Origin of the sequence: Streptomyces sp. NPDC052301, assembly GCF_044593395.1 — a bacterium.
In the GTDB taxonomy this organism is placed as follows: domain Bacteria; phylum Actinomycetota; class Actinomycetes; order Streptomycetales; family Streptomycetaceae; genus Streptomyces.
Map to the genome: position 1 here is coordinate 22,473 of NZ_JBIUBE010000009.1, position 15,857 is coordinate 38,329.

13 protein-coding genes are annotated in these 15,857 nt (G+C 68.1%); 7 read left to right on the plus strand and 6 right to left on the minus strand.

Features of this window, described 5'->3' with window-relative positions; all coding sequences use genetic code 11:
* The first annotated feature begins 3 nt into the window (after positions 1–3).
* The 7 genes from rplK to ACIHEJ_RS25135 all read left to right on the plus strand — a co-directional run bounded on the left by rplK (position 4) and on the right by ACIHEJ_RS25135 (position 11,795).
* Positions 4–438, plus strand: a complete 435-nt coding sequence (rplK, locus tag ACIHEJ_RS25105) for a 50S ribosomal protein L11 (RefSeq protein ID WP_033528316.1) — start codon at positions 4–6, stop codon at positions 436–438.
* A 100-nt stretch (positions 439–538) separates the two neighbouring features.
* The gene (gene rplA / locus ACIHEJ_RS25110; RefSeq protein WP_225824988.1) at positions 539–1,264 is read left to right on the plus strand and encodes a 50S ribosomal protein L1; all 726 of its coding nucleotides are present in this window, start codon (positions 539–541) and stop codon (positions 1,262–1,264) included.
* A gap of 165 nt (positions 1,265–1,429) precedes the next feature.
* Positions 1,430–2,383 (plus strand): hypothetical protein, encoded by a 954-nt coding sequence (locus ACIHEJ_RS25115; RefSeq protein ID WP_400138903.1) that lies wholly within the window; start codon positions 1,430–1,432, stop codon positions 2,381–2,383.
* 305 nt (positions 2,384–2,688) lie between these two features.
* On the plus strand, positions 2,689–3,219 hold the full coding sequence (rplJ, locus tag ACIHEJ_RS25120) for a 50S ribosomal protein L10 (RefSeq protein ID WP_400138904.1): 531 nt from the start codon (positions 2,689–2,691) through the stop codon (positions 3,217–3,219).
* A 116-nt stretch (positions 3,220–3,335) separates the two neighbouring features.
* Positions 3,336–3,719 carry a 50S ribosomal protein L7/L12 gene (gene rplL / locus ACIHEJ_RS25125; protein ID WP_400138905.1) on the plus strand — a complete coding sequence of 128 codons (384 nt, stop codon included), beginning with the start codon at positions 3,336–3,338 and terminating at the stop codon, positions 3,717–3,719.
* Positions 3,720–4,310: 591 nt separating this feature from the next.
* Positions 4,311–7,796 (plus strand): DNA-directed RNA polymerase subunit beta, encoded by a 3,486-nt coding sequence (rpoB, locus tag ACIHEJ_RS25130; RefSeq protein WP_400138906.1) that lies wholly within the window; start codon positions 4,311–4,313, stop codon positions 7,794–7,796.
* Between the two features lie 99 nt (positions 7,797–7,895).
* On the plus strand, positions 7,896–11,795 hold the full coding sequence (locus tag ACIHEJ_RS25135) for a DNA-directed RNA polymerase subunit beta' (RefSeq protein WP_400138907.1): 3,900 nt from the start codon (positions 7,896–7,898) through the stop codon (positions 11,793–11,795).
* 57 nt (positions 11,796–11,852) lie between these two features.
* On the opposite strand, the gene ACIHEJ_RS25140 is transcribed toward ACIHEJ_RS25135, so the two are convergent.
* From ACIHEJ_RS25140 to ACIHEJ_RS25165, 6 genes are all read right to left on the minus strand, one after another.
* On the minus strand, positions 11,853–12,131 hold the full coding sequence (locus ACIHEJ_RS25140) for a hypothetical protein (RefSeq protein WP_400138908.1): 279 nt from the start codon (positions 12,129–12,131) through the stop codon (positions 11,853–11,855).
* Complete coding sequence (locus ACIHEJ_RS25145) at positions 12,128–12,415, minus strand: hypothetical protein (RefSeq protein WP_400138909.1); 288 nt, start codon at positions 12,413–12,415, stop codon at positions 12,128–12,130. The genes ACIHEJ_RS25140 and ACIHEJ_RS25145 overlap by 4 nt, the downstream gene beginning before the upstream one ends.
* 60 nt (positions 12,416–12,475) lie before the next feature.
* Entirely contained in the window at positions 12,476–13,390 is a 915-nt protein-coding gene (locus tag ACIHEJ_RS25150) for a peptidoglycan-binding protein (RefSeq protein WP_400138910.1), read from the minus strand.
* A 74-nt stretch (positions 13,391–13,464) separates the two neighbouring features.
* Positions 13,465–13,959 (minus strand): ATP-binding protein, encoded by a 495-nt coding sequence (locus ACIHEJ_RS25155; protein WP_400138911.1) that lies wholly within the window; start codon positions 13,957–13,959, stop codon positions 13,465–13,467.
* Positions 13,960–13,975: 16 nt separating this feature from the next.
* On the minus strand, positions 13,976–14,698 hold the full coding sequence (locus ACIHEJ_RS25160) for a hypothetical protein (RefSeq protein ID WP_400138912.1): 723 nt from the start codon (positions 14,696–14,698) through the stop codon (positions 13,976–13,978).
* A complete protein-coding gene (locus tag ACIHEJ_RS25165) occupies positions 14,698–15,852 on the minus strand; it encodes a hypothetical protein (RefSeq protein ID WP_400138913.1) in 1,155 nt (384 codons plus the stop codon). Before ACIHEJ_RS25165 ends, ACIHEJ_RS25160 begins: the two co-directional genes overlap by 1 nt.
* Between the last annotated feature and the right edge of the window lie 5 nt (positions 15,853–15,857).

The window sequence follows — 15,857 nt, forward strand, 5'->3', positions numbered from 1 at the left end:
GCTATGCCTCCCAAGAAGAAGAAGGTCACGGGGCTCATCAAGCTCCAGATCCAGGCCGGTGCCGCCAACCCGGCTCCGCCGGTCGGCCCCGCGCTGGGTCAGCACGGCGTCAACATCATGGAGTTCTGCAAGGCCTACAACGCCGCGACCGAGTCGCAGCGTGGCTGGGTCATCCCGGTGGAGATCACGGTCTACGAGGACCGCTCCTTCACCTTCGTCACCAAGACGCCGCCGGCCGCGAAGATGATCCTCAAGGCCGCGGGCATCGAGAAGGGCTCCGGCGAGCCGCACAAGACCAAGGTCGCCAAGATCACCGAGGCGCAGGTCCGCGAGATCGCCACGACCAAGATGCCCGACCTGAACGCGAACGACCTGGACGCCGCGGCGAAGATCATCGCCGGCACCGCGCGCTCCATGGGCGTCACGGTCGAGGGCTGAACCCCACCCCAGCAGTCCATGCGGCCGTAGCCGGTCGCACGTGGCAGGGCCTGCTCGGCCCAGAGACCACGACTCCTTTCAGAACACACAGGAGCAAGTTGTGAGCAAGCGCAGCAAGGCTCTCCGCGCTGCGGACGCCAAGGTCGACCGGGAGAAGCTGTACGCCCCGCTCGAGGCCGTCCGTCTCGCCAAGGAGACCTCCACGACCAAGTTCGACGGCACCGTCGAGGTCGCCTTCCGTCTGGGTGTCGACCCGCGCAAGGCCGACCAGATGGTCCGTGGCACCGTGAACCTGCCGCACGGCACCGGCAAGACTGCCCGGGTCCTGGTCTTCGCGACCGGTGACCGTGCTGCGGCCGCGGAGGCCGCGGGCGCCGACATCGTCGGCTCCGACGAACTCATCGACGAGGTGGCGAAGGGCCGTCTGGACTTCGACGCCGTCGTCGCCACCCCGGACCTCATGGGCAAGGTCGGCCGCCTCGGCCGCGTCCTCGGCCCGCGTGGTCTGATGCCGAACCCGAAGACCGGCACCGTCACCCCCGACGTGGCCAAGGCCGTCACCGACATCAAGGGCGGCAAGATCGAGTTCCGCGTCGACAAGCACTCGAACCTGCACTTCATCATCGGCAAGGCGTCCTTCGACGACGCCAAGCTGGTGGAGAACTACGGCGCCGCGCTGGAGGAGATCCTCCGTCTGAAGCCGTCCGCCGCCAAGGGTCGCTACATCAAGAAGGCCGCCATCACCACCACGATGGGCCCCGGCATCCCGGTCGACCCGAACCGCACCCGCAACCTCCTCGTCGAGGAGGACCCGGCCGCCGTCTGAGCCCTTCGCTCACACCGGTAGCCGCGTCAGGTACGCGTAAGTAGAGGGCGGGCCCTGCAACCTTCCAGGTGCGGGGCCCGTCCTTTCTTTGTGCGACCTTTCGTACGACTGTCAGTCGCCTGGGTTACGGTGCAGGCACTCGACTTGCAATGGGGGTAGGACAGGATGAAGAGCACGACGGCGCGCCGGGTGGGCCTCTGTGTCGCGGTGGTCGCCGCGCTGACCGGAGTGGCCGCCTGCGGCTCCTCGGACTCCGGCAAGGGGGACAAGGCGAGCGGCGGCGGCGTGATCCACGTCAGCCCCATCGCCGCCCTGCGCAGCGCCGAGCAGTCCACCGACAAGGCCGACTCGGCCAAGGTGCGCTCCACGACGTCCATCGGCACCCTGATGTCGATGACGGCGAACGGCGCCCTGACCTGGGGTGACGGCCTCAAGGGCAATCTCACCATCACGTACACCGGTGGCCAGATGGCCGAGCTGATGAAGAAGGCCGGCACCGAGTCGATGGAGGCCCGGTACCTGCCGGACGCCTACTACGCGCACATGAGCGACGCCTACGCCCAGCAGACGGGCGGCAAGCACTGGCTCAAGTATGCGTACGACGACCTGGCCAAGCTCGGCGGTGCCTCCGGCACGTACCTGAAGGACCAGCTGCAGAACTCCACGCCGAACCAGTCCGTGAAGATGCTGCTGGCCTCCAAGCAGGTGAAGAAGGTCGGCGAGGAGACGGTCGACGGTGCCCACACCACGCACTACTCGGGCACGGTGCAGGTGGCCGACCTCGCGGGCAAGAGCAGCAACCTCAGCGCCGACCAGCTGGCGGCCCTGAAGCAGCAGCTCACCCAGGCCGGCATCACCACCGACACCATCGACATCTGGATCAACGACCAGAACCTGCTGGTGAAGAAGACCGAGAAGGCGGACACGGCCAAGGGCGCCATGAACAGCACCGCCTACTACAGCGACTACGGCGTGAAGGTCTCCGCCGTGGCGCCCCCGGCGAGCGACACCAAGGACTTCAAGGACCTGATGAAGTCCCTCGGCACCCCGGGGTCGGCGAACACGTCGAGCGGCTCCGGCACCGTCAGCCCGGGGACCGGCAGCGGCATCGGCTCCTGATACCGCCGGGACCGGGGTGGCGCAGAGCCCGATTTGCTCGATGCCGCCCCGGTCCCGTAGTCTCCTACCGAAGCCAAAGACCGCTGGTCGTTGCCGTGCGCTCGAATGAGGGTGCGGTGGCCGAAGGATCCGCTGAAAAGTGGGCGACCCGCGCAGGTGACAGTGGAAGAACTCCCGGAGTGCGCGCCTCGCGCGTGTGCGACCGGTCGAGTCCGCCCCGTGCGCCTGCGCCGGGGCGTTTCGTTTTGCCCAGTCCTCCTTCGGGTCCGCGCGGTCCGAATCACCCGGAAGGAGGCCGAGGCTCTATGGCGAGGCCCGACAAGGCTGCCGCGGTTGCGGAGCTGACGGACAAGTTCCGCAGCTCCAACGCCGCCGTGCTGACCGAGTACCGCGGTCTCACCGTGGCGCAGCTCAAGACGCTGCGCCGGTCGCTCGGTGAGAACGCCCAGTACGCCGTGGTGAAGAACACGCTGACCAAGATTGCGGCCAACGAGGCCGGGATCACGCTGGACGACCAGCTCTTCGCTGGTCCGACGGCCGTCGCCTTCGTCACCGGTGACCCGGTGGAGTCGGCGAAGGGTCTCCGTGACTTCGCCAAGGACAACCCGAATCTCGTCATCAAGGGCGGTGTCCTTGACGGCAAGGCGATGACCGCCGACGAGATCAAGAAGCTTGCGGACCTCGAGTCCCGCGAGGTTCTGCTCAGCAAGCTGGCCGGTGCCTTCAAGGGCAAGCAGTCCCAGGCTGCTCAGCTCTTCCAGGCGCTGCCGTCGAAGCTCGTCCGCACCGTGGATGCGCTCCGTGCCAAGCAGGCCGAGCAGGGCGGTGCCGAGTAATTCGGCTCGCTTTCTGACCCTCGCCGCGTGACGCGGCAGGGTCGCAGCGGGCCCGACGTACGCCCGCCACTCATGTACATCCGGCACCTGCCGAATTAGTGGAAGGATCGCCCATCATGGCGAAGCTCACCCAGGAAGACCTGCTCGCGCAGTTCGAGGAGATGACCCTCATCGAGCTCTCCGAGTTCGTGAAGGCGTTCGAGGAGAAGTTCGACGTCACCGCCGCCGCCGCGGTCGCCGTCGCCGCCCCGGGTGCCCCGGGCGCCCCGGCCGAGACCGTCGAGGAGAAGGACGAGTTCGACGTCATCCTCACCGGCGCCGGCGAGAAGAAGATCCAGGTCATCAAGGTCGTGCGTGAGCTGACCTCCCTGGGCCTGAAGGAGGCCAAGGACCTCGTCGACGGCACCCCGAAGCCGGTCCTCGAGAAGGTCAACAAGGAGGCCGCGGACAAGGCTGCCGAGGCCCTCAAGGGCGCCGGCGCCTCCGTCGAGGTCAAGTAAGACCTCACGGGTCCGCAGGACTCGAACGCGCGCCGACCACAGCCTCGTGGCACCGTGAAAAGTGCCCCGTAGGGCTGTAACGCGAACGCACCGAAGAGCGATCATCCATCCGGGTGGTCGCTCTTCGGCGTATCCGGAGGGCCCGGCCACGGTTGCCTTGCACTCGCGACGGTGAGGGGTAAGGTGATCTTCGTTCTGTCTCCGGTCGGCTCCGTTCGGGCTGGGGGGCCTTGACGAACCGCACGCAGCGCGCAATTCTCAGGACGCGTCGTCACAAGGATCCGAATCCGAGGCATGGATCGGCGACGAAGAGGGCAGTATCAACGTGCGTTGAGGGCAGCATGCCGAGGGCGTTGACAAGAGTGGTGAGCACAGCGAGGGTCTCGAAAAACCCGCACTGGACATCAGTGTGCCAAGTGGCTACACTGACCCTTTGCGCTGCCTGTTAGCTGTCCCCTGCCCGTCACCAGGGGTCTGCCCTCACTCGAGCACAGTCGACCGAAGCCCCCCTGACCTGGGGTTTCCGTCTCTGTGTACGGGAGAGGGACCGGTACGCGCGTAGTGAGTCCGAGCCCTCGGAAGGACCCCCTCTTGGCCGCCTCGCGCACTGCCTCGACCGCGAATACGAACAACGGCGCCAGCACCGCCCCGCTGCGCATCTCCTTTGCAAAGATCAAGGAGCCTCTCGAGGTTCCGAACCTGCTCGCGCTGCAGACCGAGAGCTTTGACTGGCTGCTCGGCAACACCGCCTGGCAGAGTCGGGTCGAGGAGGCTCTGGAGAACGGTCAGGACGTCCCCACCAAGTCCGGTCTGGAGGAGATCTTCGAGGAGATCTCCCCGATCGAGGACTTCTCCGGGTCGATGTCCCTGACGTTCCGGGACCACCGCTTCGAGCCGCCGAAGAACTCCATCGACGAGTGCAAGGAGCGCGACTTCACGTACGCCGCCCCGCTCTTCGTCACCGCCGAGTTCACCAACAACGAGACCGGTGAGATCAAGTCCCAGACGGTCTTCATGGGCGACTTCCCGCTCATGACGAACAAGGGCACCTTCGTCATCAACGGCACCGAGCGTGTCGTGGTGTCCCAGCTGGTCCGTTCCCCCGGTGTCTACTTCGACTCCACCATCGACAAGACGTCCGACAAGGACATCTTCTCCGCCAAGATCATCCCGTCCCGGGGTGCCTGGCTGGAGATGGAGATCGACAAGCGCGACATGGTCGGTGTCCGCATCGACCGCAAGCGCAAGCAGTCGGTCACCGTGCTGCTGAAGGCGCTCGGCTGGACGACCGAGCAGATCCTCGAGGAGTTCGGCGAGTACGAGTCCATGCGCGCCACCCTGGAGAAGGACCACACCCAGGGCCAGGACGACGCGCTGCTCGACATCTACCGCAAGCTGCGCCCGGGCGAGCCCCCCACGCGTGAGGCCGCGCAGACGCTGCTGGAGAACCTGTACTTCAACCCGAAGCGCTACGACCTCGCCAAGGTCGGCCGCTACAAGGTCAACAAGAAGCTCGGTGCGGACGAGCCGCTGGACGCCGGCGTGCTCACCACCGAGGACGTCCTCGCCACCATCAAGTACCTGGTGAAGCTGCACGCCGGCGAGACCGAGACGGTGACCGAGTCCGGTCGCACGATCATGGTCGAGACCGACGACATCGACCACTTCGGCAACCGCCGTATCCGCAGCGTCGGTGAGCTGATCCAGAACCAGGTCCGTACGGGTCTCGCCCGTATGGAGCGTGTCGTGCGTGAGCGCATGACCACCCAGGACGTCGAGGCGATCACGCCGCAGACCCTGATCAACATCCGGCCGGTCGTCGCCTCCATCAAGGAGTTCTTCGGCACCAGCCAGCTGTCCCAGTTCATGGACCAGAACAACCCGCTGTCGGGGCTGACGCACAAGCGTCGTCTGAACGCCCTCGGCCCGGGTGGTCTCTCCCGTGAGCGGGCCGGCTTCGAGGTCCGTGACGTTCACCCGTCGCACTACGGCCGTATGTGCCCGATCGAGACGCCGGAAGGCCCGAACATCGGTCTGATCGGCTCGCTCGCCTCCTACGGCCGGGTCAACGCGTTCGGTTTCATCGAGACGCCGTACCGCAAGGTCGTCGACGGCCAGGTCAGCGACGAGGTCGACTACCTGACCGCCGACGAGGAGGACCGCTTCGTCATCGCGCAGGCCAACGCGCCGCTGAACGACGAGATGCGGTTCGCCGAGGCCCGCGTGCTGGTCCGCCGCCGTGGCGGCGAGGTCGACTACGTCGGCCCCGAGGACGTGGACTACATGGACGTCTCGCCGCGCCAGATGGTGTCGGTCGCGACCGCCATGATCCCGTTCCTCGAGCACGACGACGCCAACCGTGCCCTCATGGGCGCGAACATGATGCGTCAGGCCGTGCCGCTGATTAAGTCCGAGGCGCCGCTCGTCGGCACCGGCATGGAGTACCGCTCCGCGGTCGACGCCGGCGACGTGGTCAAGGCCGAGAAGGCCGGTGTGGTCCAGGAGGTCTCCGCGGACTACATCACCACCGCCAACGACGACGGCACGTACATCACGTACCGCCTGCACAAGTTCGCCCGGTCCAACCAGGGCACCTCGGTCAACCAGAAGGTCGTCGTCGACGAGGGCGACCGGATCATCGAGGGCCAGGTCCTCGCCGACGGCCCGGCCACCGAGAACGGTGAGATGGCCCTCGGCAAGAACCTGCTCGTGGCGTTCATGCCGTGGGAGGGTCACAACTACGAGGACGCGATCATCCTGTCGCAGCGCCTCGTGCAGGACGACGTCCTCTCCTCGATCCACATCGAGGAGCACGAGGTCGACGCCCGTGACACCAAGCTCGGCCCCGAGGAGATCACCCGGGACATCCCGAACGTCTCCGAGGAGGTCCTCGCCGACCTCGACGAGCGCGGCATCATCCGCATCGGTGCCGAGGTCGTCGCCGGCGACATCCTCGTCGGCAAGGTCACGCCCAAGGGCGAGACCGAGCTGACCCCCGAGGAGCGTCTGCTGCGCGCGATCTTCGGTGAGAAGGCCCGTGAGGTCCGTGACACCTCGCTGAAGGTGCCGCACGGTGAGATCGGCAAGATCATCGGCGTGCGCGTCTTCGACCGCGAGGAGGGCGACGAGCTGCCGCCGGGCGTGAACCAGCTGGTCCGCGTCTACGTCGCGCAGAAGCGCAAGATCACCGACGGTGACAAGCTCGCCGGCCGTCACGGCAACAAGGGTGTCATCTCGAAGATCCTGCCGATCGAGGACATGCCGTTCCTGGAGGACGGCACCCCGGTCGACATCATCCTCAACCCGCTGGGTGTGCCGTCCCGAATGAACCCGGGACAGGTCCTGGAGATCCACCTCGGCTGGCTCGCCAGCCGCGGCTGGGACGTCTCCGGTCTCGCGGACGAGTGGGCCCAGCGCCTGCAGGCCATCGGCGCCGACCAGGTCGCCCCGCGCACCAACGTCGCGACCCCGGTCTTCGACGGTGCCCGCGAGGACGAGCTGGCGGGTCTGCTGCAGCACACCATCCCCAACCGCGACGGCGAGCGCATGGTGCTCCCGTCCGGCAAGGCGCGGCTGTTCGACGGCCGCAGCGGTGAGCCGTTCCCGGACCCGATCTCGGTCGGCTACATGTACATCCTGAAGCTGCACCACCTGGTCGACGACAAGCTGCACGCCCGCTCGACCGGTCCGTACTCGATGATCACCCAGCAGCCGCTGGGTGGTAAGGCCCAGTTCGGTGGCCAGCGGTTCGGTGAGATGGAGGTGTGGGCCCTCGAGGCCTACGGCGCCGCGTACGCCCTCCAGGAGCTGCTGACCATCAAGTCCGACGACGTCACCGGCCGCGTGAAGGTCTACGAGGCCATCGTCAAGGGCGAGAACATCCCTGAGCCCGGCATTCCCGAGTCCTTCAAGGTGCTCATCAAGGAAATGCAGTCCCTGTGCCTCAACGTGGAGGTGCTGTCCTCGGACGGCATGTCCATCGAGATGCGCGACACCGACGAGGACGTCTTCCGCGCTGCGGAGGAGCTCGGTATCGACCTGTCCCGGCGCGAGCCGAGCAGCGTCGAAGAGGTCTGACGGGAGTCCGGCGGGGCCCCTGAACCACCAGGGGCCCCGCCGACCCCCAGGCCCCCGTACAGACCACAGACTTACGACCCTGAGAGGGATTGACGCATAGTGCTCGACGTCAACTTCTTCGACGAGCTCCGGATCGGCCTGGCCACCGCTGACGACATCCGTCAGTGGAGCCACGGCGAGGTCAAGAAGCCCGAGACCATCAACTACCGCACCCTCAAGCCCGAGAAGGACGGACTCTTCTGCGAGAAGATCTTCGGTCCGACCCGGGACTGGGAGTGCTACTGCGGCAAGTACAAGCGTGTCCGCTTCAAGGGCATCATCTGTGAGCGCTGTGGCGTCGAGGTCACGCGCGCCAAGGTGCGCCGTGAGCGGATGGGCCACATCGAGCTGGCCGCGCCCGTCACGCACATCTGGTACTTCAAGGGTGTCCCGTCGCGCCTCGGCTACCTGCTGGACCTTGCGCCGAAGGACCTCGAGAAGGTCATCTACTTCGCCGCGTACATGATCACGTACGTGGACGAGGAGCGCCGTACCCGCGACCTGCCCTCCCTGGAAGCGCACGTCTCGGTCGAGCGTCAGCAGATCGAGAACCGCCGCGACGCCGACCTCGAGGCCCGCGCCAAGAAGCTCGAGACCGACCTGGCCGAGCTGGAGGCCGAGGGCGCCAAGGCCGACGTGCGCCGCAAGGTGCGCGAGGGTGCCGAGCGCGAGATGAAGCAGCTGCGCGACCGCGCGCAGCGCGAGATCGACCGCCTCGACGAGGTGTGGAACCGGTTCAAGAACCTCAAGGTCCAGGACCTCGAGGGCGACGAGCTGCTCTACCGCGAGCTGCGTGACCGCTTCGGCACGTACTTCGACGGCTCGATGGGTGCCGCGGCGCTGCAGAAGCGCCTGGAGTCCTTCGACCTCGACGAGGAGGCCGAGCGCCTCCGCGAGATCATCCGCACCGGCAAGGGCCAGAAGAAGACCCGCGCCCTCAAGCGCCTGAAGGTCGTCTCCGCGTTCCTGCAGACGTCCAACAGCCCCAAGGGCATGGTCCTGGACTGCGTCCCGGTCATCCCGCCGGACCTGCGTCCGATGGTGCAGCTGGACGGTGGCCGCTTCGCGACCTCCGACCTGAACGACCTGTACCGCCGTGTCATCAACCGCAACAACCGTCTGAAGCGGCTCCTGGACCTCGGTGCCCCGGAGATCATCGTCAACAACGAGAAGCGCATGCTTCAGGAGGCTGTTGACGCCCTCTTCGACAACGGTCGTCGCGGCCGGCCGGTGACCGGTCCCGGTAACCGCCCGCTGAAGTCCCTCAGCGACATGCTGAAGGGTAAGCAGGGCCGCTTCCGTCAGAACCTGCTCGGTAAGCGTGTCGACTACTCGGCGCGTTCCGTGATCGTCGTCGGTCCGCAGCTGAAGCTGCACCAGTGCGGTCTGCCGAAGGCGATGGCGCTGGAGCTGTTCAAGCCGTTCGTGATGAAGCGCCTGGTCGACCTGAACCACGCGCAGAACATCAAGAGCGCCAAGCGCATGGTGGAGCGCGGCCGTACGGTCGTGTACGACGTCCTCGAAGAGGTCATCGCCGAGCACCCGGTTCTGCTGAACCGTGCTCCCACCCTGCACCGCCTCGGCATCCAGGCCTTCGAGCCGCAGCTGGTCGAGGGCAAGGCCATCCAGATCCACCCGCTCGTCTGCACCGCGTTCAACGCGGACTTCGACGGTGACCAGATGGCCGTGCACCTGCCGCTGTCCGCGGAGGCGCAGGCCGAGGCCCGCATCCTGATGCTGTCCTCGAACAACATCCTCAAGCCGGCCGACGGCCGTCCGGTGACGATGCCGACCCAGGACATGGTCCTCGGTCTGTTCTTCCTCACCACCGACGGCGAGCTGCGTGACACCAAGGGCGAGGGCCGCGCGTTCGGCTCCACGGCCGAGGCGATCATGGCGTTCGACGCCGGCGAGCTCGCGCTGCAGTCGGCGATCGACATCCGCTTCCCGGTGGGCACCATCCCGCCGCGCGGCTGGACCCCGCCGGCGCGCGAGGAGGGCGAGCCCGAGTGGCAGCAGGGTGACTCGTTCCGCCTGCGCACCACCCTGGGCCGCGCGCTCTTCAACGAGCTGCTGCCCGAGGACTACCCGTTCGTCGACTACTCGGTGGGCAAGAAGCAGCTCTCCGAGATCGTCAACGACCTGGCCGAGCGCTACCCCAAGGTCATCGTGGCGGCGACGCTCGACAACCTGAAGGCGGCCGGCTTCTACTGGGCGACCCGTTCCGGTGTCACCGTGGCCATCTCCGACGTCGTCGTTCCCGAGGCGAAGAAGGAGATCGTCCGCGGCTACGAGGCGCAGGACGAGAAGGTCCAGAAGCAGTACGAGCGCGGTCTGATCACCAAGGAAGAGCGCACTCAGGAGCTCATCGCGATCTGGACCAAGGCGACCAACGAGGTCGCCGAGGCGATGAACGAGAACTTCCCCAAGACGAACCCCATCTTCATGATGGTTGACTCGGGTGCCCGAGGAAACATGATGCAGATGCGGCAGATCGCCGGTATGCGTGGTCTGGTGTCGAACGCGAAGAACGAGACCATCCCGCGTCCGATCAAGGCCTCGTTCCGTGAGGGTCTGTCCGTGCTGGAGTACTTCATCTCCACGCACGGTGCCCGTAAGGGTCTGGCGGACACCGCCCTGCGTACCGCCGACTCGGGTTACCTGACCCGTCGTCTGGTGGACGTCTCGCAGGACGTCATCATCCGCGAGGAGGACTGCGGCACCGAGCGCGGTCTGAAGCTGCGGATCGCCTCGCGCGGCGCCGACGGCGTGCTGCGCAAGGCCGACGACGTCGAGACCAGCGTCTACGCCCGCATGCTCGCCGAGGACGTCGTCATCGACGGCAAGGTGATCGCGCCGGCCAACGTGGACCTGGGCGACGTGCTCATCGACCAGCTCGTGCGCCACGGCGTCGAGGAGGTCAAGACCCGCTCGATCCTGACCTGCGAGTCGCACGTCGGCACCTGCGCGATGTGCTACGGCCGTTCGCTGGCCACCGGCAAGCTGGTCGACATCGGTGAGGCGGTCGGCATCATCGCCGCCCAGTCCATCGGTGAGCCCGGTACCCAGCTGACGATGCGTACCTTCCACACCGGTGGTGTGGCCGGTGACGACATCACCCAGGGTCTGCCGCGTGTCGTCGAGCTCTTCGAGGCCCGTACCCCGAAGGGTGTCGCCCCGATCTCCGAGGCCAACGGCCGCGTGCGGATCGAGGAGACCGAGAAGACCAAGAAGATCGTCGTCACCCCGGACGACGGCAGTGACGAGACGGCGTTCCCGATCTCGAAGCGTGCCAAGGTCCTGGTCCGCGAGGGCGACCACGTCGAGGTGGGCCAGCAGCTCACCGTGGGTGCCACCAACCCGCACGACGTGCTGCGCATCCTGGGTCAGCGTGCCGTCCAGGTCCACCTGGTCGGCGAGGTCCAGAAGGTCTACAACTCGCAGGGTGTGTCGATCCACGACAAGCACATCGAGATCATCATCCGGCAGATGCTCCGCCGCGTGACGATCATCGAGTCCGGCGACGCCGAGCTGCTGCCCGGCGAGCTGGTCGAGCGCTCGAAGTTCGAGACCGAGAACCGTCGTGTGGTCCAGGAGGGCGGTCACCCGGCCTCCGGTCGTCCGCAGCTGATGGGTATCACCAAGGCCTCGCTGGCGACGGAGTCCTGGCTGTCGGCCGCCTCCTTCCAGGAGACGACCCGAGTCCTGACGGATGCGGCGATCAACGCCAAGTCCGACAGCCTCATCGGCCTCAAGGAGAACGTCATCATCGGTAAGCTCATCCCGGCCGGTACGGGTCTGTCCCGCTACCGCAACATCCGGGTCGAGCCGACCGAGGAGGCCAAGGCCGCGATGTACTCGGCCGTCGGCTACGACGACATCGACTACTCGCCGTTCGGCACCGGCTCCGGCCAGGCCGTTCCGCTGGAGGACTACGACTACGGTCCGTACAACCAGTAAGCGGGCATGAGTCGAAGGGCGGTCACCCCGGGCACGGGGTGACCGCCCTTCGGCGTGTCAGCGGGCCGCCAGCTCCCAGGCGGTGACGACCACCGTCGCCACCGCGGCCAGCGCGCCGATGCTGGCCAGCGGCCACCGGGAGCGCTCCAGGGCGTCCAGCCGCTGCTCGTGGTCGGCGAGCTGTCTGTCGGTCTGGTCGCTGCGCTGGACCAGCAGCGCGAGCGAGCCGTCGACCCGGGCGAAGCCGGCCTCCACGGTCCCGCGCAGCCGTTCCAGCTCCACGGCGACGGCGGTGGGGTCGGAGAGGGAGGAGGGGCGGGAGCCGGATTGGTTCACGCGTCCCCCCGCTCCGCGCCGGTTTCCGTGCGCGCCCCGGGCAGGGACAGCAGGTCGGCGTCCGAGTTCGGCCGGGCGTCCGTCCGCAGCCAGGCGGGGAGCAGGGCCTGGACACCGGGGGCGGCCATCAGCCGGGTCACGGCCGCGGCGACGGCCAGGGCTCCGGCGGCCCAGGGGAGCGTGCGGGGGATGCCGGCGGCGTCGACGACCGTCGGCAGCAGCACGCACAGGCCGACAGCGGTTTGCAGGACGGTACGGAGGGTGCGCTTGGCGGCCTCTGACATGGGGGGACCTCGCTTTTCGGGATGTGCTCTAAGGAGTGCTCAGGTGGGGCGCGGAGGGGTTCAGGAGCTGTACGGGACCTTCAGCGCGGCCCAGGACGTCGGGCCCGGCCAGCCGTCGGCGGCGCTGCCGCCGTAGCCGAGCTTGCGCTGCCAGGCGGCGTACGACTCCCGGTCGGCCTCGGACCAGTGCGAGGAGGGACCCACGTGGTAGCGACCGCAGCCCTCGGCCACCAGGCGGCGGCCCATCGCGGTGACGATCGGGGAGTCCGGGGCGCCCTTGAAGAAGGAGACGCCGGGGAAGGGCTGGTACTTCGGGGGCTGCGGGGGCTGCGGGGGCTGCGGGTTCTGTCCGCCGTGCGAGGAGGAGAGCCGGCTCTGGACCCGGCGGCGCATGCCGGTCATGGAGAAGCCGCGCGGGTCGCTCTTCCAGTCCGACCACTCCAGGTGCCCGATGACGGACTTGGCGCCCCAGCCGTGGGCCCGGCACAGCGCCGCCGCGACCCGTTCGATGGCGTCGAGCTGGGCGGCCGGCCAGGGGTCGTGGCCGTCGCCGAGGTTGACGCACTCGAAGCCGTAGAAGCGGGAGTTGCCGTCGACGGCGCCCGCGCTGCCCTCGTGCTCGTGCGGGACCGGCGGCCGGTCCCCGTACGTCTCGGTGATCACGGCCTGGAGGACCGAGGGATCGCCGCCGCCGGCGTGGTTGGCGCGGCCGTTGCCGACGAGGTGGACGGTGCCGTCCTTGGCGATCACGCCGTGGCAGAGCGGACCGGGCAGGGCGGAGTCGCCGTTGAAGCAGAGTGCGACGCTGGAGCTGGTGCCGGCGCTGACGGTGTGGTGGATGACCACGCCGTGGACCGGGCCCCATGCTCCCTTCTGATTGCGGTTGTGGCTGCGCCAGCCGGGGTGTTCGACGACGCTGACGCCCTCGGCCCGCAGGGCGGAGACGAGGGCGTCGGCGGACAGGGGTGTGGCCATGGGAACTCCAGACATGAAGAAGCCCCGGGCCGGGGGGCGCGGGGCGAGAGGTGGAGGCGCGGGGCGTTCGAAGATCAGGCGCCGGTGTCCGTGCCGGTGCCGGTGGCGGTGGCGGTGGCGGTGTCGGCCGTCGTCCCGGCGTCGGCCCCGGTGCCCGTGCCGGTCGTGGTGCCGGTGCCGGGTGCCGTGCCCGTGCCCGGATCGCCGCCGCCGGCCGTCCACTTGGCGCACAGGTCGGCGTAGGCGGCCGTATTCGCCAGGAAGTCGGCCAGGGCGTCGGCGACCGCGTGCTGCACCGCCGTCTGGTCCGGGACGACCGGGTCCGCGCCGACCGGCATGACCGTCACGCGACCGTAGCCGCGCAGGATGGCACCGTTCGCGCCCGTCTCGCTGAACTGGGCGGTGACGGTGACGGGCGAGTAGGTGCCGGTGATCGAGTCCGGTCCGATGATGCTGCTCAGACTGGTGTCGGCGACGTTCACGTAGATCGTGTGGCTGGCCTCGGTGATGGTGGCGCGGCCGGCGTAGTCGATTGCGAGGCCCCAGGGCTGGCTGGTGTCGATGTCCATGGGTGCGCTGCCTTCCTCAGGTCTGGCGGCCGTGCATGAGCACGGGGTTGGCGTAGACGGTGCCGGAGGTGCTGGAGACGTAGGCCTGTACCTCGACCTTCACCTGCTTGGCGAAGACCGCGGAGAAGTCGTTGGCGATCGGTCCGGTGTTGTCGAAGTCCGCCGGGACGGTGACGGTGCCGCCCCACTGGGCGCCGTTGACGAGCACCCGGACGTAGCCGGTGGCGCCGGAGCTGGCCCGGGTGTTCACCAGCAGGCGCATGTACGGCTGCCAGACCACGTTGTAGGACATCGCGATCGTCGTCCACGCGGTCGCGGTGGTCTGCGGCCAGCGGGCGGTGGAGGTGTCCTGCGGAGGCAGCATGGGCAGCCAGGGCCGGGCGAGACCACCGGTGGCGATGTCGTCGGAGAACAGCTCGCGGTCCCCGGAGGAGTCGAAGATGCGCAGCGGCTGCGCCGAGGTGCTGGTGCCGTCGCCGTTCTGCAGGGTCAGTGCTCTGGCGCCGGTCTGGCGGCGGATCGCCAGGCCGTACTCGTCTCCGCTCCAGCGTCCGACCGTGAAGACGGCGTCGCCGCCGCTCGGCGGCCGCACGGCGAGGTAGCCGCCGTCGCTGATCTCCACACCGCCGCCGGAGATCTTGTTCAGGGCGGGGCGGCTGTTCACCGCGGTGGCCAGCTGCTGGATCCGCCGCTCCATCTGGGTGAGCCGGTCGATGATGTCTTCGGGCAGCTGGGGCATCAGGCCTCCTCCAGGTACAGGTCCGCGGTGTCGGGACGCCCACGCTGCGCCGGGTCGACCTTGACGCCGACGATCCGGTAGCGGGCGTCGAGCCCCTCGGACCACCATTCGTCGGTGATCCGGACACGGGCGGTGCGGCCGAGCAGCGCGGTCGGCACCAGGTCGTCGAGGCGGATGGTGAGCTCGGGGATCACCACCGCCCCCGTGGCCGCGGCCAGTTCGGCCCGGGCGAAGGCGTCCAGGGTGGCCGTGTCGGTGATGTCGTTGTGGTCGGAGGACAGGTCGATGCGCGGATATCCGGCCTGGCCGATCAGGTTGTCCGCGGATGCGACGGTGGAGGCGAGCGGGCGTGACTCCGAGGCCTGGTTGGCGTTGACCGACGCTCCTCGGGCCCGGGCGGTGGTGCCACCGCGGGTCGCGTCGCGCGGGAAGGAGTACGCGAGGATCGAGCCCGGCCGGTCCAGCACCAGGTCGGTGAAGCCGGTCTTGATCTTCGGACTGCCCAGCCGCAGCCGGCGCACGCGGGCCCTGGTGGTGGGGTCGGTGTACACGGAGATGTAGTGCTCGAAACCGTTCTCCATCGCGGCGAGCGCGTCGATGGCGTCGAGGTAGACGGTCTCGTCGCCGTCGCGATAGGTGACGGTGCGGTACTGCGGGGGCTGGGACACCTCGCTCCCGTAGGTGACGCCGATGTCACCTCCGGGCAACGAGGTCTGCAGGTCCGCCCACAGGCCCCGGACGATCTCCAGCTGATCGCTGTGCGCCTGGCCCGCAGGGGGGAACGACAGCCTGTAGGTGGGGTCGTACTCGGGCTTGGGCGCCCGGATCATGCGTCGGCCCGCGTACGACTCGAAGGTGGCCGCCTGGATGCCCAGGGTGATCACACCGTGGTCGTCGCTCTGCAGGGTGCTGGTCCAGACGATCCCGCCCCACCACAGGTCGTCGCCGCGCTGGAGGTAGACCGAGGTCCGGCCCTCCTCGATGCGGCGGACCCGCACGGCCATCGCCGCGTCGGGGACGGGGACCGTGCCGGAGAGCGAGCCGGGCTTGCCGATGTAGTCGTCGACGGTGACGTCGCGGAGCGGAAGGATGTCGATGGTCCGGTCGGTGCGCAGATCGCAGAAGATCGCGCGGTAGGGGGTGTTGACGGTCATACGGT

Bases quoted from the DNA above. Each gene is read 5' to 3' on its own strand.
- rplJ (WP_400138904.1), top strand. From the start codon at position 2,689: ATGGCGAGGCCCGACAAGGCTGCCGCGGTTGCGGAGCTGACGGACAAG.
- ACIHEJ_RS25150 (WP_400138910.1), bottom strand. From the start codon at position 13,390: ATGGCCACACCCCTGTCCGCCGACGCCCTCGTCTCCGCCCTGCGGGCC.
- ACIHEJ_RS25145 (WP_400138909.1), bottom strand. From the start codon at position 12,415: ATGTCAGAGGCCGCCAAGCGCACCCTCCGTACCGTCCTGCAAACCGCT.
- ACIHEJ_RS25155 (WP_400138911.1), bottom strand. From the start codon at position 13,959: ATGGACATCGACACCAGCCAGCCCTGGGGCCTCGCAATCGACTACGCC.
- rplK (WP_033528316.1), top strand. From the start codon at position 4: ATGCCTCCCAAGAAGAAGAAGGTCACGGGGCTCATCAAGCTCCAGATC.
- ACIHEJ_RS25115 (WP_400138903.1), top strand. From the start codon at position 1,430: ATGAAGAGCACGACGGCGCGCCGGGTGGGCCTCTGTGTCGCGGTGGTC.
- rplL (WP_400138905.1), top strand. From the start codon at position 3,336: ATGGCGAAGCTCACCCAGGAAGACCTGCTCGCGCAGTTCGAGGAGATG.
- ACIHEJ_RS25160 (WP_400138912.1), bottom strand. From the start codon at position 14,698: ATGCCCCAGCTGCCCGAAGACATCATCGACCGGCTCACCCAGATGGAG.
- ACIHEJ_RS25165 (WP_400138913.1), bottom strand. From the start codon at position 15,852: ATGACCGTCAACACCCCCTACCGCGCGATCTTCTGCGATCTGCGCACC.